We start from the raw sequence: 16302 nt of genomic DNA on the forward strand, positions 1-16302 counted from the left end.
TGTTTGCCAATGAAACAACTGTCACGCAGGGCGTCGTTCTCTGCGAAAATCCGGCCCGGATTGTTGGGCATGAATCGAGATGCTGGTGATGAGTAAGCGCGCCGTCTGTCTGCTGTTTGCGATGTTGCTGGGCACGAGCCTGCCGGCTGCGGCAGCGGTTCTGTCGAAGTTCGACGATGTCAACGCCTGGCAGTTGATCACCTCGCCGCAGGTCAGTGGTTCGTTGCGACCGGTCAGTGGCAACAACGGTCGCGCCTTGTGTCTGGATTACGATTTCCATGAAGTTTCCGGCTACGCCGGCATCCGTCGTGAGCTGGATGTCACCTGGCCGGAAAACTATCAGGTCTCCTTCGAACTGCGCGGTGATTCGCCGGCCAACGACCTGCAGTTCAAACTCATCGACGCCAGCGGCGACAACGTGTGGTGGGTCAACCGCACCGGCTATCAGTTCCCCAAGCGCTGGACGCGGGTGGACTACCGCAAGCGCCATATCGAGAAGGCGTGGGGGCCGGGTGAAGACAAGACACTGCGACGCAGCGCGGCGGTGGAATTCACCATCTACAGCAAGGTCGGCGGCCGCGGCACGGTGTGCTTCGATCAACTGACCCTGCAGCCGTTGCCGAAGGAAGACACCTCGGCCCTGACCACGACCGTCATCGCCGACACCGCCACCGCATTGCAGCAGCGTATCGCCGATGGCAAGCCGGACACGATGTGGATCAGCGGCGGCGTGAAGCACCAGACCATCAGCCTGGACCTGGGCAAGGTGCGCGAGTTTGGCGGTGCGGTGGTGCAGTGGGTGCCGGGCCTGGAGGCCTCGCACTACGTGGTGCAGGCATCCAGTGACGGGCGCGACTGGCACAAGCTGCGTGAAGTCACCACCGGTGGTGGCGGTCGCGATTGGCTGGCGTTACCGGAAACCGAGGCCCGCTACCTGCGCTTCGATCTGGAGGACGGCCCCAGCTGGCGTTATGGCATCCGTGACATCAGCCTCAAGCCGCTGTCCTTTGCCAACACGACGAACGATTTCATCCGTGCGGTCGGTGCCGATCTGCCGCGCGGGTCGCTGCCGCGCGGCTTCAGTGGCGAGCAATCGTATTGGACATTGTTGGGCCTGGACGGCGGCCGCGAGCAGGCGTTGATGAGCGAGGATGGTGCGCTGGAGGCGGCCAAGTCCGGCTTCAGCATCGAGCCGTTCGTTGTGCTGGATGGCAAGGTGCTGGGCTGGGCGGATGTCAGTGCCACGCAGTCGTTGCAGGACGGCTATCTGCCGGTGCCTTCTGTTGACTGGAAACATGATCACTTTGGTCTGCGTGTCACCGGTTTCGTGCAGGGGCAGCCGGATCAGGCGCAGCTGGTGGCGCGCTATCGCCTGAGCAACACCGACAAGGTGGTACACGAGTACAAGCTGGCCCTGGCGGTGCGCCCGTTCCAGGTCAACCCACCCAGCCAGTTCCTCAATACCGTGGGTGGTGTCAGCCGCATTGAACGCTTGGCCATGCAGGACGGGCAGGTGTCCGTTAACGGCCAGCCGCGTGCATTTGCGGTCACCAAGCCGGATGAAACCTTTGCCAGTACCTTCGATGGCAAGTTGGATGTCACCCATCTGTCCGACAGGCAATTGCCCGGTTCGCATGAGGTAAACGATCCGACCGGGCTGGCTTCCGGCGCGATGGTGTACACGCTGAAGCTCGATCCGGGGCAGAGCAGGGAAGTCGCGCTGGTATTGCCGCAGACCGGGCAGTGGCGCATGCCGGCTGCGTTCGATGCCGACAAAGCGCAGCAGCAGGTCGCCGCGATGTGGCGGCAGAAGCTCGACCAGGTGCAGCTGCAGTTGCCGGACGCCGGCAAGCCGTTGGCCGATACGCTACGCACGGCGCTGGCACACATGTTGATCTCGCGCGTCGGTCCCAGCCTGCAGCCCGGAACCCGTTCCTACGCCCGCAGCTGGATACGTGACGGCGCGATGATCTCGGAAGGTCTGCTGCGGATGGGGCGCGACGATGCCGTGCGCCAGTACGTGGATTGGTACGCGCCGTACCAGTTCGAGAGCGGCATGGTGCCGTGTTGCGTGGACGCGCGTGGCAGCGATCCGGTACCGGAGAACGACAGCCACGGCGAGTTGATCTACACCATCGCCGAATACTGGCGACACACCGGTGATCTCGCCTTCCTGCAACGCATGTGGCCGCATGTGCAGGGCGCGTGGCAGTACATGGAAACTCTGCGGCTGAGCGAGCGCACCGAGGAGAATCGTGCGCGTCATCCGGGCTTCTACGGGATGATGCCGGCCTCGATCAGTCACGAAGGCTATTCGGCCAAGCCGGTGCATTCGTACTGGGACGATTTCTGGGCATTGCGTGGCTACAAGGACGCAGCCGACATGGCGGCCGCGCTTGGTCTGGAAGAGGAGGCGCTGGTGATGGCGGCCTCGCGCGATCAGTTCCGCCAGGATCTGAACGACTCACTGCTGGCGACCATGCAGTCCCACAGGATCGACTACCTGCCGGGCTCGGTGGAACTGGGTGACTTCGATGCCACCTCCACCACGATCTCACTGGCGCCGGGCGGCGAACAGGGGCGCTTGCCGCAGCCTGCGTTGAACAACACCTTCGAGCGTTACTGGGCGCACTTCGTGGAACGCCGCGATGGCAAGCGCCAGTGGAAGGACTACACGCCTTACGAATGGCGCAATGTCGCCGCCTTCGTGCGTCTGGGGTGGCGCGCCCGGGCGACCGAGGCCAGCGATTACTTCTTCAAGGATCGGGCACCGCAAGGCTGGAACCAGTGGGCGGAAGTGGTGTCCTCAACCCCGCGCAAGCCGTTCTTCGTCGGCGATCTGCCGCATGCCTGGGTGGCATCGGATTTCGTTCGCTCCGCACTGGACATGTTTGCCTACGAACGCGAAGTGGATGACGCCATCGTGCTGGCAGCCGGTGTGTCGGCCGCCTGGCTGAGTGGCAAGGGCATCGCCATCGACGGCCTGCACACCGCACACGGGACGGTGAAGTACAGCCTTGTTCGAAGTGACAAGCAGCTGACCTTGCAGGTCCCTGAAGGCCTGCAGTTGCAGGCAGGTGGGTTGGTGCTGCCGTGGCCGTATCCAGGCACGCCGGGCACGGCAACCGTCAACGGCGAGCCGGTGGAATGGATGGCCAACGAACTGCGCATCACTACTTTGCCAGCGAAGGTCGAAATCGAAATTCCCGCCGAGCTGCGCCGCAGCGAGCGCAGCCGTCGCTGACCTCCCGAGCCATGCAAGCGCTCCTGTAGCGCCGGGCCATGCCATGCAAAGCGTCATCGGGTTGCGAACAATGCCCCAGCGGAGCATGGCTCCGCTCTACAGTGATGGATTGCCAACCCGCTCACCCATCGGACCCTGCAAACAAAAACTGCGCCTCGAACTCCGAGGCGCAGGTCAGTAGACGGAGGGAGAGGGAGATCTACCGTCGTACCTGTAAAACTCAGAGCGCGCGGGCGCGCTTCACGATTTCCGCCGCGGCCGCGGCCGACTGCTTCACCGCATCCCAGTTGCCTTCGCGGATCCATGCGTCCTGCACCATCCACGATCCGCCGATGCAGACCACGTTCTTCTGCGACAGGTAATCGCCAGCCGTCGCTTCGGTGATGCCGCCGGTGGGGCACAGCTTCAGCTCCGGGATCGGCCCGGCGACACCCTTGATCATCGCCAGACCACCCACGGCCGTGGCCGGGAACAGCTTGCAGATGCGGAAGCCGCGCGCGACCAGTGCCAGCAGTTCGGTCGGCGACGCCGCGCCCGGCACCACCGGGAGTTGTGCGGCGGCCAGCGCATCGGCCATGTGTGCAGGCGTGCCCGGCGTCACCAGGAAGTCAGCACCAGCATCAATGGAGCGCTGCATCTGATCGACGGTCAATACGGTGCCAGCGCCCACCACCACGTCGGGCAGTTCGCGTTTGAGCATGGCCAGCGCTTCCATCGCCACCGGCGTGCGCAGGGTGAGTTCGATGGCCGGCAGGCCGCCTTCCAGCAACGCAGCGCTGACCGCGCGCGCCTGGTCAAGCGTATGGACGGTGACCACTGGCAGGATGCCGGCTGCGGTCAACAACTGCTCGGCGCGATCCTGATGTTGGGCAATGCTCATCGTGTTCCTTTACTGATACGGGGAGCGCGCTGCAATCGTGGCAGCGCGCGGGGATCAAGCGTCCTTGGCTTCGTGCGGAGCGCCAGCGGCTGCGGCATCGTGGCCAAGCTCGTACTCGGCGTCGTATTCCCAGACGCTGCCATCCGGGCGTGCCGGGCCGCAGGAGATCGACACCGCGCCCTGATCGGCGGGGCCGACCATGCGGCGGTTCATGGCGAACAGGTTGCGTCCCATGTCGTTGCCGGCCGGTGCGGTGTTGGCGGCGATGCCGCGCGATGCCCATTCGGTTGCATCCACCAGCACCTCCAGCGTGCCGGCTTCGCCGTCGAGACGGATGATGTCGCCTTCGCGGACGCGGGCGATGGAGCCGCCGCGCGCGGCTTCCGGCGTGACATGGATGGCGGCCGGGATCTTGCCTGATGCCCCCGACAACCGACCGTCGGTGACCAGTGCAACCCGCCGGCCCTGGTTCTGCAGCAGGCCCAGCAGCGGCGCCAGCGAATGCAGTTCCGGCATGCCGTTGGCGCGCGGACCCTGGTAACGCACCACCGCCACGAAATCATGCGGCAAGGCACCGGCTGCATGCAGTTTGTTCAACACCTGCGGTGCATCCACGACCACGGCCGGTGCCTCAATGGTGCGGTACTGCGGCTTCACCGCCGACAACTTGATCAGCGAGCTGCCGATGTTGCCCTTGAGCAGACGCAGGCCGCCTTGTGCCTCGAACGGATTGGACGCAGGGCGCACCACTTCCTCATCGGCACTTTCGGCCACGGCAGGCACGTAGCTCACCTTGCCGTCGATCAGTCGCGGTTCCTGCGCGAAGGCGCGCATGCCGCCTTCGGCAATGGTGACCAGGTCGTCATGCATCAAACCTGCGTCCATCAGCTCGCGGAACACGAAGCCTGGGCCGCCAGCTGCGGCGAAGCGGTTCACGTCGGCATCGCCATTGGGATAGACACGGGCCAACAGCGGCACGATCTGCGACAGTTCGTCCATGTCGTCCCAGGTCAGCACGATGCCGGCCGCACGCGCCACCGCAATCCAGTGGATGGTGTGATTGGTGGAGCCGCCGGTGGCCATCAGTGCAACGACGGCATTGACGATGGCGCGTTCGTCGATCAAATGACCGAACGGGCGGAAGTCGTCGCCAAGCGCGCAGATTTCCAGCGCACGCACGGTCGCGGCGCGGGTCAGCGCATCGCGCAACGGCAGTTCCGGGTTGACGAATGAAGCGCCCGGCAACTGCACGCCCATCGCTTCCAGCAACACCTGGTTGGAGTTGGCGGTGCCGTAGAAGGTGCAGGTGCCCGGGCCGTGGTAAGACGCCGATTCGGCTTCCAGCAGCTCCTCGCGGGTAGCTTCGCCCGCGGCATAACGTTCGCGGACCTCAGCCTTCTTCTTGTTGGGAATGCCCGGCGTCATCGGTCCAGCCGGCACGAACACCGCCGGCAGGTGGCCGAAGGCCAGTGCGCCAATCAACAGGCCGGGCACGATCTTGTCGCACACGCCCAGATAGACGGTCGCGTCGAACATGTCGTGGCTCAGGCCGATGGCGGTGGCCTGGGCAATGATGTCGCGCGAGAACAGAGACAGCTCCATGCCGCCACGGCCCTGGGTGACGCCGTCACACATGGCCGGCACGGCGCCGGCCACCTGTGCGGTGGCGCCGATCTCGCGCGCGGCATCGCGCATCAGTTCGGGGTAATGCTCGAACGGCTGGTGGGCCGAGAGCATGTCGTTGTAGGCGGTGATGATGCCCAGGTTCGGCGTCACGTCGCCGCGCAGCCGGCTCTTGTCGGTGGGGCCGCAGGCTGCGAAGGCATGCGCCAGGTTGCCGCAGCTCAGGCGCGCACGGAACGGACCTTCACGCAGGGCGGCATCGATGCCCGCCAGATATGCCGCGCGCGACGGGGCGCTGCGCTGGCGGATGCGTTCGGTGATGGCATGGATTTTCGGATGCAGGCTCATTGGCTTTTAGGCTGGGAATGGGGATTGGAGAACAGGGAACGACAGAGGCAGGTGCATTTGCATGCGTGGGTTGCGGAAGCTCGGTTCAAGGCGTCGCTTAATCAGAACGATCCAAATCCTTCGGTCCCGATTTCCATGTCCCTGTGCCCTGTTGTTACGCGCACCAATGTACGCGCAGCTTGCTTCCGGGCGCGTTGACCGCAGCCAGTACCGGATAGGTATGCACGTCACCGGATTCAATTGCGGCGTTGAGCACTTCCAGCTTCTGCTTGCCACGCAACAGCAGCAGGCGGTTGTTGATCGGCGCCAAGCCGTGCGGTGTCAGGGTGATGCGCAGGTGCCAGTCCTTGGCGACGGGGCAGCCACTGGCATCGAGCGAGGCGTAGGTCTGGTTGCTCTGCAGTGCGCGGCCAAGGTCACGCGAGCCGGGGAACAACGACGCGGTGTGGCCGTCATTGCCCATGCCCAGCACCACCAGGCAGGCCGGCTGCGAATGTGCAGCCAGCAGGTTGGCACTGTGCACGCATTCGGCGATGGGCAGGCCCACGCGCACCAGCGGATCGAAATGCGCGCCTTCTGCCAGATTCATGAAGCTGTTGCGCACCAGCCATGCATTGCTGTCGCGATCCTGTGGTGACAGCCAGCGCTCGTCGGCCAGGCCCACCTCGATGCGTGCCCATTCCAGTGGCTGCTCAGCGAGAAGTTCGTAGATCGGTGCGGGTGTGGTGCCGCCGGAGAGCAGCATGCGCGCGCGGCCACGCTGCTGGATTTCCTGGGTCAGGATCGTCTCCATCTCCTTGGCCACGTCTTCGATCCATTCGGCCTCGTTGGCGTGGCGGATGAGCGTGATGCGGTCGGATACGGCGGCGGTCATGCGATTGCTCCAGAAGCGGCCCGCTGCATGTCCACCGCGTAAGCGGCGGCACCGAGCAGGCCAGGGCAGGGATGGGTGATGGCCATGGACGGAATCTGCGACATGGTCGCGGAGAAGCGTCCCTTGCTCTCGAAGCGCTGGCGGAAGCCGGAGTGCTGCAGTTGATGCAGCAGGCGCGGTACCAGCCCGCCGGTCAGGAACACGCCGTCCCATGCGCCCTGCACCAGTACGGCGTCGCCTGCGACGGCACCGAAAATTTCCAGGAATACTTCCACCGCGCGCGCCGCGACGGCATCACCTTCGGTTGCGCGGGCGGTGACGTCGGCCGGCTGCAGGTGTCCCGGGTCGGTGTCGGCGATTTCGCTCAGGGCCCGGTGGATGTTGACAAGGCCCGGGCCGCAGATCAGGCGCTCGTTGGAAACGCGCCCGAACTGTGCCGAAAGGATTTCAAGGATGCGGATCTGTTCCGGTGAGGCCGGGGCGAAGCTGGCGTGGCCGCCTTCGGTGGCCAGCGGATAGTTGCGGCCATCGCGCGCCACCAGTCCGCCAACACCCAGACCGGTACCCGGGCCGAGCACGCAGTAGTTGCGGGATTCGCCGGCAGGTGCCGGTGACCAGCTGGCGCCGCCGATCTGTACTACGTCCTGTGTCCCGAGCAGCGCGATGGACATGGCCTGGGCGACGAAGTCATTGATCAGGTGCAGCTCGCTGAAACCCAGCTGTGCTGCCGTGCGCGAGCGCGAAATCACCCACGGATGATTGGTGATGCGGGCTTCATCGCCGTCCACACGCCCGGCCACGGCGAACACGCCGCTGCTGGCGGTGGTGCCTTGCTGCTGCAGGTAATGCGCGGCGGCATCGGCCAGCGAGGCGAACTCCGTGACCGGATATTCGTCGATGCTGTTCTGGTCCAGCGGAACGCTGGCGGAGATATCCGCCAGCGCGAAACGTGCGTTGGTGCCGCCGATGTCGGCCACCAGCACCGCGTTGGCCGCTTGGCTCACAGCCCGGATTCCGTGCGGTTTTCGGCAACGATAGCGGCAGGCAGGAATTGATGTGCCTGCGACGGGCCCCAACTGCCAGCCGGGTAGGGCTCCATCGGCAGATCGCCTGCCTTCCATGCGTCGCTGACGCTGTCGATCCAGGCCCAGGCCGCACGCACTTCGTCATCGCGCACGAACAGCGCGTGGTTGCCGTTGAAGGCATCCAGGAACAGGCGTTCGTAGGCGATGCGGCGATGCAGGCCGGTCGGCACGGACAGTTCCAGTTCCAGTGGTTGCAGCTCCAGCGCGCCCCATTCCGGGCCGGCCAGCGAACTCATCAGGCCGAGCTGGATGTTTTCCTGCGGCTGCAACTGGAAGGTCAAACGGTTGGGCTGGGCATGCTTGCGGTCCGGGCGCTCGAACAGCCAATGCGTCACCGGCTTGAGGTTGACCTCGATGCGCGTGGTGCGTTCGGGCAGGCGCTTGCCGGTAACCAGATGGAACGGCACGCCGGCCCAGCGCCAGTTGTCGATGTGGGCGGTGACGCCGACAAAGGTCTCCGCCTCGCTGCCTTCCGGCGGCTGGTAGGCCTGTGCCGGCTGGCCGTTGATGGTGCCGGCGGTGTAGCGGCCACGTACCGAATCCTTGGCGGCGTGCTTGGCGTCGAGCGGGCGCAGGGCGCGCAGCACTTTCACCTTTTCGTCGCGGATGCGGTCCGCTTCCAGCGATGCCGGCGGCTCCATCGCCACCAGGCACAGCAGCTGCAGGATGTGGCTCTGCACCATGTCGCGCAGCGCGCCGGAGCGTGAGTAATAGGAATCACGGCCATCCACGCCATCGCTCTCGGCGACCAGGATGTGCACCGACTCGATGAAGTTGCGGTTCCACACCGCCTCCAGCAGCGTGTTGCCGAAACGCAGCGCCATCAGGTTCTGCACCGGCGCCTTGCCGAGGTAGTGATCCAGGCGGAATACGCGGTCTTCGTCGACCAGCTTGCCGATGGACTGCAGGATTTCTTCAGCGCTGTCGGTGTCGGAGCCGATCGGCTTTTCCAGCATCAGGCGGTTCGGCGCGGTCAGCGCCCCGCCCAGTGCCAGGCCTTCGCAGGTGGAGATGTACAGGCCCGGCGGAATCGCCAGATAGCTCACGCACCTGCGATGGACCAGGTCCTTGACCGATTCGGCCACCGATTCGGCGTTGCGCAGGTCCACCGAGCGGTAGTCGATGCGCGCCAGAAGGTTGTTGATGTCGCCCTGGCTGGCCTGCGGCATGGCCTGCTCAAGGCGCGGGCGCAGCAGGTCACGGAACTTGTCGGTGTCGTGCGGCGACAGCGCCAGTGCACGCACGCGGAAGTCTTCCGGTAGCAATCCATCGCCCAGCAGGCGCAACAGGGAGGGGAACAGATAGCGCTGGGCCAGATCACCTGTGGCACCGAACAGGAAGAGGGTGTCATGCATGGTCCGAGTTTCGTGTGCTGGTGACATCGTTGTCAATTGGTCGTGATGAGGCGCTGGCCCAGTGGGTAGCGTATGTTCGATTGGCCGCGGAGCGGGGCGTCGCAGCGGGGGTGTCCATGGTCCGGATCGCGACAGGGCGGGGGTTTTCGCCCGTTCCCCCTGCGGCGCAGGCCTTCCGCGAGTGCAAGGTCGATGGTGCCATATGAATATGCTTACGGTGCACTCGGTTTCCGATGTATACGATTGCAGTGTTTCGATGACAGCGGTCAAGTTGCTGCAATGGCAGTGGTTCGGTCGCGAGTACGGCGTGATGTTGAAGAGGTGAAGATGGCTAAGGTTCGTTTCGACGGGGTGCGCAAGGTCTACGACAACGGTCAGGTAGCCGTGCACGGGGCCAGTTTCGAGATCGCCGATGGCGAGCTGATGGTGCTGGTGGGGCCGTCCGGCTGCGGCAAGTCCACACTGCTGCGCATGGTGGCCGGGCTGGAAGAGATCAGCGCCGGCACGTTGAGTATTGGTGACCGCGTGGTCAACGACGTGGCGCCGAAGGATCGCGACATCGCGATGGTGTTCCAGAACTACGCGCTTTACCCGCATATGACCGTCGCCGAGAACCTGGCCTTCGGCCTGAAGCTGCGCGGCCACGAAAAGGCCGAGGTGCAGCGCAGGGTGCAAGGCGCGGCCGAGGCGCTGGGGCTGACCTCCATGCTCGATACGTTGCCGCGTGCGATGTCCGGCGGGCAGCGTCAGCGCGTTGCGCTGGGGCGGGCACTGGTGCGCGAACCGGAGGTGTTCCTGCTGGATGAGCCGCTGTCGAACCTGGATGCCAAGCTGCGGCATTCGGTGCGCACTGAGATCGCCCAGCTGCACCGCAAGCTTGGCACCACGATGATCTACGTCACCCATGACCAGGTGGAGGCGATGACGCTGGGGCAACGCATCGTGGTACTCAGCGAGGGTGTGATCCAGCAGATCGACACGCCGATGGCACTTTACGACCGGCCGGCGAATCTCTTCGTTGCCGGGTTCCTTGGCAGTCCCGCGATGAACATGCTGCGCGGCGTTGCCCGTCAGGGCGATGATGGCGAAGTGTTGCTGCGCCTGGATGACGGGCTGGACGTGCCACTGGGTGCTGCCGCGGTGCCGGAGCAGTGGCTGGGTCGCGAGCTGGTGGTCGGGGTGCGCCCGGAGCATCTGCAGCCGGCGACGGGGAATGCGTCGTTCCGCGCACGGATCGAGGGGCTGGAGCCGGTCGGCAACGAGATTTTCGTGAATCTGCGCCATGGTGCGCAGGCGTTGGTGATCCGTGTGGCGCCGCAGGCGTTGCCGGCGCTGGGGCAGGAGATGCCAGTCGCGGTTGCATCGGCGGCGCTGCACTTCTTCGACCCAGCCAGCGGCCAGAGAATCGGAGCCTGACGTCTGGGTGGAAGAGTGGGGCGGTGCTCCGCTCCGGCCGGGTCGGAAACCCAGTGCCGAGCATGGCTCGGCACTGACGGGGGATCAGCGTGCCAGCCCATCCAGCAAGGGCTCGACACGGGCGATAGCGCCGTTGACCTGCAGTGGGCCTTCGGGCAAATCCAATGGCAGTACCGCCAAGGCGAGATTGCCTGCGGTGCTGGCCACGCTGCCGATAGTGCTGTCTGCATGCTGGACCGCGTCGCCCGCGTTGGCCGCTGCGGCGCAATCCAGTAGCGCGACCGAGCGCTTGGCCTTGCCCAGGAAGTGCGTGCGGGCAACGATTTCCTGGCCGGGGTAACAGCCCTTCTTGACGCTGTAAGCGGCCAGTCGGTCCAGCCCCAGCTGCTGTGGTGTCCACGTCTCGCGTTGGGTTTCCACCAGGCGTGGCAAGCCCAGGCGCAGGTCGCTCTGGCGCCAGGCCAGTTCGGCCGCAGGGTCGTGGGCTTCATCCGATGCCGGGCCGATATGGAGCGTACGGGCGAGCGCGGGGCTGCCAACATCCAGCTCGATCACGCCGTCTTCCAGGGTGTGCATTGCCGCGCCGCGTGCGGCAATCGGCGCAACCAGTGCGCCGCGTACCGCCAAAGTCGTCGCATGGCTGATGACCACCTTGCGGCGGAACACGAAGCGTCGAAGTTGTTCGGTCATGGCTTCGGCGCCGCCGTCGTGGCAGACCAGCAGCAGGTTCTGCGCATCCACCCGCAGCAGCTGGAAGATAGACAGGACGCGGCCCTTGGCGCTCAGCCAGGTGCTCCACTGCCAATGGTTGTCAGCCAGGGCGGGCACGTCGCTGGAGAACTGCGCCTGCGCGAATGCGACGCAATCCGGACCGGAAAGGCTCACAAGCTGCGGTGAGGACAGTGTGCGGAAACCGCTGAAAGCTGGGGCGAGGTTGTCAGACACGAGTGTGAGGACTAAAATTTGTGCGTTGCGAGACCGACAATGATAGGACAAACAACCCCCACTCCCGAGACCGAACCTGAAGCCCCGCTGGTACCCGAGAAGCAGCCGCTTCCCGAGGCCGGAACGGTGCCGGAGGAATTCGGTGGTCGCGGCGGACTCGATCCGGTGCGATATGGCGATTGGGAAAAAAACGGGCGCTGCATCGATTTTTGAGCAGCGTTGAGCCAACGCGGCATTGAGCCGCCCAGCCGAGATATCGAGTCAGCGAATGGCGAACAGACCCCGCCCCCTTTCTCCGCACCTGCAGGTGTACCGCTGGCAGATCCAGATGGCCACCTCGATCCTGCATCGAGCCACCGGCATCATTCTGGCTGTCGGCGCCCTGATCATCGCGGGCGGTTTGCTCGCCCTGATGATGGGCCCTGAGTCCTGGAACTGCTTCACCACCCATGTCAGCGCCTGGTACGGGAAAGTGATCATGTTTGGTTGGACCTGGTGCTTCGCCTATCACCTGTGCAACGGCATCCGCCACATCGTGCAGGACTTCGCCATCGGCTACGACAAGGCAACCTTCGTCCGTAGCGGCTGGTTGTCGGTGATCGCATCGCTGGTCGTCACCGCCGCGATCTGGGCCTACGTCTGCATGGGAGCCGCCGCATGAGCAAGTACCGTACCCCGCTCAAGAACGCGCGCGGCCTGGGCAGCTCCAAGTCCGGCACCGAGCACTTCATCCATCAGCGCCTGACCGCCACTGCGCTGGTCGCGCTGACCATCTGGTTCCTGTGTCTGGTGCTGAGCCTGATCGGCGCCGATTACGTCACCGCCGTGGACACCGTTTCCAAGCCGTGGAACGCGATCCTGCTGGTTGGCTTCCTGGTCGCCATGTTCTGGCACGCCCAGCTTGGCCTGCAGGTCGTGCTGGAGGATTACATCCACAATTCGCTGATGGCGCTTGCCCTGCAGACCACGGTGAAGTTCATCGCCGTGCTCGGTGCGATCGTCAGCATCTTTGCGGTCGCCCGCATCGTGTTTGGGAACTGATACATGTCCGCTTACAACATCACAGAACACAAGGTCGACATGGTGGTCGTCGGCGCCGGTGGCGCTGGCCTGCGTGCAACCTTCGGCCTGGCCCAGAAGGGCCTGCAGACCGTCTGCATCACCAAGGTCTTCCCGACCCGCTCGCACACCGTTGCAGCGCAGGGTGGCATCTCCGCCGCGCTGGCCAACATGGGTGAGGACGACTGGCGTTACCACTTCTACGACACCATCAAGGGTTCGGATTGGCTGGGCGACCAGGACGCCATCGAGTACATGTGCCGTGAGGCCATCCCGGCCATCATCGAGCTGGAGCACTACGGCGTTCCGTTCTCGCGTACCGAAGAAGGCAAGATCTACCAGCGTCCGTTTGGTGGCATGACCACCAAGTACGGTGAAGGCCCGTCCGCGCAGCGTACCTGCGCCGCCGCCGACCGTACCGGCCACGCCATCCTGCACACCCTGTACCAGCAGTCGCTGGCGCACAACGCGCAGTTCATGATCGAGTACTTCGCACTCGACCTGATCTTCGACGACGAAGGCGTCTGCCGCGGCGTGCTCGCCCTGGACATGGCCGAAGGCACCCTGCATCTGTTCCGTTCGCAGGGCGTGGTGCTGGCCACCGGTGGTTACGGACGTGCCTACTTCAGCGCCACCTCGGCGCACACCTGTACCGGTGACGGTGGTGGCCTGGTGGCCCGTGCCGGTCTGCCGCTGCAGGACATGGAATTCGTGCAGTTCCACCCGACCGGCATCTACGGTGCCGGCTGCCTGATCACCGAAGGTGTGCGAGGCGAGGGCGGCATCCTGCGCAACAGCAGTGGCGAGCGTTTCATGGAGCGCTACGCACCGCATTACAAGGATCTGGCATCGCGTGACGTGGTGTCGCGTTCGATGACCATCGAAATCCGCGAAGGCCGCGGCGTCGGCGAGCACAAGGATCACATCCTGCTCGACCTGACCCACCTGGGCCCGGGCGTGATCGACGAGAAGCTGCCGGGTATCGCTGAAAGCGCCCGCATCTTTGCCGGCGTCGATGTGCACAAGCAGCCGATCCCGGTCATTCCGACCGTGCACTACAACATGGGCGGCATCCCGACCAACTACCACGGTGAAGTCGTGCGCAAGGTCGGCGACAACCCCGATGCGGTCGTGCCGGGCCTGTACGCCATCGGCGAAGCAGCCTGCGTGTCGGTGCACGGTGCCAACCGTCTGGGTTCCAACTCGCTGCTCGATCTGGTGGTGTTCGGCCGTGCCGTGGCCAACCGCTGCGCCGAGACGATCAAGCCGGGTGCTACCCACAAGACCCTGCCGTCCGACGCCTGTGACAAGGCACTGGGCCTGCTCGACAAGCTGCGTCATGCCAATGGCGACACGCCCACGTCGGTCATCCGCGACAACATGCAGCGCACCATGCAGAACGATGCTGCCGTGTTCCGCACCAGCAAGACGCTGGAAGAGGGCTGCCAGAAGATGGCCGAAGTGTTCGATTCGTTCCAGAACGTCAAGGTTTCCGACCGCTCGCTGGTCTGGAACTCGGACCTGATCGAAACCTACGAGCTGAACAACCTGCTGCTCAACGCCGTTGCGACCATCAACTCGGCCGAGCAGCGCAAGGAAAGCCGCGGCGCTCACGCACACGAGGACTTCCCGGACCGCGACGACGTCAACTGGCAGAAGCACACGCTGGTCACCGTCGACGACAAGGGCAAGTGCAGCTTCGACTACCGTCCGGTGCACATGTACACGCTCAGTGATGACGTGTCCGTCGTGCCGCCGAAGCCGCGCGTCTATTGATCCGGGGAACCTACGAACATGGCTGAATTTGCACTTCCGAAGAACTCCCGGATCACCAAGGGCAAGCACTTCCCCGTCAAGGGCGGTGCCAAGAACACGCGTACCTTCAAGATCTACCGCTGGAGCCCGGACGACGACCAGAATCCGCGTACCGACACCTACGAGATCGATCTCGATGCGTGCGGCCCGATGGTTCTGGACGCGCTGATCAAGATCAAGAACGAGATTGATCCGACCCTGACCTTCCGTCGCTCCTGCCGCGAAGGCATCTGCGGTTCGTGCGCGATGAACATCGACGGCACCAACACGCTGGCCTGTACCCGCGCCATTGCCGATTGCGGCAAGGCCGAGGTGCCGATCTATCCGCTGCCGCACATGGACGTGGTCAAGGATCTGGTTCCGGACCTGACCCACTTCTACGCGCAGTACGCATCGATCAAGCCGTGGATCCGCACCCAGACTCCGGCACCGCCGGACCGTGAGCGCCTGCAGTCGCCGGAAGACCGCAAGAAGCTCGACGGCCTGTACGAGTGCATCCTGTGTGCGTGCTGCTCGACCAGCTGCCCGAGCTACTGGTGGAATGGCGAGCGTTACCTGGGGCCGGCAATCCTGCTGCAGGCTTATCGCTGGATCATCGACTCGCGTGACGAGGACACCGGTGCGCGCCTGGACGATCTGGAAGATCCGTTCAAGCTGTATCGCTGCCACACGATCATGAACTGCGCACGGACCTGCCCGAAGGGCTTGAACCCGGCGCTGGCGATTGCCGAGATCAAGAAACTGATGATGGCGCGCCGCGCTTGATGCGGAGGCTGTCCCGGTGCGAGCCGGGGCATCAGCTGTTGATTTGCAGTTGATCTCTCTGCTCCCGCCAGCGGGAGAAGGTGCCCCGCTGGGGCGGATGAGGGGAGCTTTTGAAGTTGCCCTTGCTGCACTCAGAGTGCCGCTCTGGAGGAATCCCTCCAAAAGCGGCCCTCACCCCAACCGCTCTCCCGCCTTGCGGGAGAGGGGCTTAAGCTTGAAGCCATGCAGACCGAAGACGAAATCCTGTTGAAGAAGCTGCGTTGGCGTTGCCGGCGCGGCATGCGTGAGCTTGACCAGCTGTTCGGCCGTTATCTGGACCGCCGCTGGGTGGAAGCGCCCGAGGCCGAGCGGGTGGTTTTCCTGCAGTTGCTGGAGACCGAGGACGATAAGTTGTGGCGCTGGTCGATGGGCTACGAGGCTTGTCCGGATGCGCAGCAGGCACAACTCCTGGAATACATCCGCTCCCTTCCGGTGTGAATGGACGCCATCGCGCTGGCTGTCCGGCGCGATCATCCTGCTGGGAACACTGGGCGCCATTGCCGCCCTCAACTGTGATCTTGAGTTGCGCCAGGCCTGGCCGCTGGCCATGGCATCGGTAGCGTGGGCGGGCGTGTTGCTGCGCAGAGAACAGCGCCGGCCACCGCGAAACCTGTTGATTCCCCAGGCGCCGAGTCCTGCCCGGCTTGATGGCATGCCGCTGGAAACCCTGGAACTGCTTGAGCGTGGGCCCTTGCTGGTGCTGCGTTGGCGTGCCAGCGAAGGGCATGGGGTGCTGCTGTTCTGGCCGGATACCTTGCCGCGTGGACGCCGACGTGAACTGCGTCTGGCCGTTCGCGCCCACGCCGTTTCCCGCAAAGCGGAGACAGTGGCACCATAGCGACAGTCCCCGGGCA

At 64.6% G+C, this 16302-nt stretch carries 15 protein-coding genes; 9 read left to right on the forward strand and 6 right to left on the reverse strand.

Translation table 11 applies throughout. The features are described 5' to 3' along the window. Positions 1-121: 121 nt before the first annotated feature. Positions 122-3244, forward strand: coding sequence for a discoidin domain-containing protein (locus ABB26_RS01575; RefSeq protein ID WP_057632007.1), 3123 nt, complete (start codon positions 122-124; stop codon positions 3242-3244). A 220-nt stretch (positions 3245-3464) separates the two neighbouring features. Here ABB26_RS01575 and eda read toward each other — a convergent pair whose 3' ends face one another. From eda to zwf, 5 genes are all read right to left on the reverse strand, one after another. Then, complete coding sequence (gene eda, locus ABB26_RS01580) at positions 3465-4124, reverse strand: bifunctional 4-hydroxy-2-oxoglutarate aldolase/2-dehydro-3-deoxy-phosphogluconate aldolase (protein WP_057631823.1); 660 nt, start codon at positions 4122-4124, stop codon at positions 3465-3467. Between the two features lie 54 nt (positions 4125-4178). After that, positions 4179-6095: a phosphogluconate dehydratase gene (edd, locus tag ABB26_RS01585; RefSeq protein ID WP_057631824.1), complete on the reverse strand. Its 1917-nt coding sequence runs from the start codon at positions 6093-6095 to the stop codon at positions 4179-4181. 154 nt (positions 6096-6249) lie between these two features. Continuing rightward, complete coding sequence (pgl, locus tag ABB26_RS01590; RefSeq protein ID WP_057631825.1) at positions 6250-6969, reverse strand: 6-phosphogluconolactonase; 720 nt, start codon at positions 6967-6969, stop codon at positions 6250-6252. Further along, positions 6966-7973 (reverse strand): glucokinase, encoded by a 1008-nt coding sequence (glk, locus tag ABB26_RS01595; protein WP_057631826.1) that lies wholly within the window; start codon positions 7971-7973, stop codon positions 6966-6968. The genes pgl and glk overlap by 4 nt, the downstream gene beginning before the upstream one ends. After that, a complete protein-coding gene (zwf, locus tag ABB26_RS01600; RefSeq protein ID WP_057631827.1) occupies positions 7970-9409 on the reverse strand; it encodes a glucose-6-phosphate dehydrogenase in 1440 nt (479 codons plus the stop codon). Before zwf ends, glk begins: the two co-directional genes overlap by 4 nt. A 327-nt stretch (positions 9410-9736) precedes the next feature. Between zwf and ABB26_RS01605 the strand changes: the two genes are divergently transcribed. Continuing rightward, positions 9737-10825: an ABC transporter ATP-binding protein gene (locus ABB26_RS01605; RefSeq protein WP_057631828.1), complete on the forward strand. Its 1089-nt coding sequence runs from the start codon at positions 9737-9739 to the stop codon at positions 10823-10825. A gap of 84 nt (positions 10826-10909) precedes the next feature. On the opposite strand, the gene ygfZ is transcribed toward ABB26_RS01605, so the two are convergent. Further along, positions 10910-11770, reverse strand: a complete 861-nt coding sequence (gene ygfZ, locus ABB26_RS01610) for a CAF17-like 4Fe-4S cluster assembly/insertion protein YgfZ (RefSeq protein WP_057631829.1) — start codon at positions 11768-11770, stop codon at positions 10910-10912. Positions 11771-11809: 39 nt separating this feature from the next. Here ygfZ and ABB26_RS18490 point away from each other — a divergent pair, with 39 nt between their 5' ends. The 7 genes from ABB26_RS18490 (at position 11810) to ABB26_RS19380 (ending at position 16286) form a co-directional block, all read left to right on the forward strand. After that, positions 11810-11983: a DUF1674 domain-containing protein gene (locus tag ABB26_RS18490; RefSeq protein ID WP_083490627.1), complete on the forward strand. Its 174-nt coding sequence runs from the start codon at positions 11810-11812 to the stop codon at positions 11981-11983. Positions 11984-12038: 55 nt separating this feature from the next. Further along, positions 12039-12431: a succinate dehydrogenase, cytochrome b556 subunit gene (gene sdhC, locus ABB26_RS01615; RefSeq protein WP_057631830.1), complete on the forward strand. Its 393-nt coding sequence runs from the start codon at positions 12039-12041 to the stop codon at positions 12429-12431. After that, positions 12428-12811 carry a succinate dehydrogenase, hydrophobic membrane anchor protein gene (sdhD, locus tag ABB26_RS01620; protein WP_057631831.1) on the forward strand — a complete coding sequence of 128 codons (384 nt, stop codon included), beginning with the start codon at positions 12428-12430 and terminating at the stop codon, positions 12809-12811. Before sdhC ends, sdhD begins: the two co-directional genes overlap by 4 nt. Before the next feature lie 3 nt (positions 12812-12814). Continuing rightward, positions 12815-14605: a succinate dehydrogenase flavoprotein subunit gene (gene sdhA / locus ABB26_RS01625; RefSeq protein ID WP_057631832.1), complete on the forward strand. Its 1791-nt coding sequence runs from the start codon at positions 12815-12817 to the stop codon at positions 14603-14605. 18 nt (positions 14606-14623) lie between these two features. Then, positions 14624-15409 carry a succinate dehydrogenase iron-sulfur subunit gene (locus tag ABB26_RS01630; RefSeq protein ID WP_057631833.1) on the forward strand — a complete coding sequence of 262 codons (786 nt, stop codon included), beginning with the start codon at positions 14624-14626 and terminating at the stop codon, positions 15407-15409. Positions 15410-15631: 222 nt separating this feature from the next. After that, positions 15632-15886, forward strand: coding sequence for an FAD assembly factor SdhE (locus ABB26_RS01635; RefSeq protein WP_057631834.1), 255 nt, complete (start codon positions 15632-15634; stop codon positions 15884-15886). A gap of 214 nt (positions 15887-16100) precedes the next feature. Continuing rightward, positions 16101-16286, forward strand: coding sequence for a hypothetical protein (locus ABB26_RS19380; protein ID WP_245626110.1), 186 nt, complete (start codon positions 16101-16103; stop codon positions 16284-16286). The last annotated feature ends 16 nt before the right edge of the window (positions 16287-16302 follow it).

Source organism: Stenotrophomonas humi (assembly GCF_001431415.1).
In the GTDB taxonomy this organism is placed as follows: Bacteria; Pseudomonadota; Gammaproteobacteria; order Xanthomonadales; family Xanthomonadaceae; genus Stenotrophomonas; species Stenotrophomonas humi.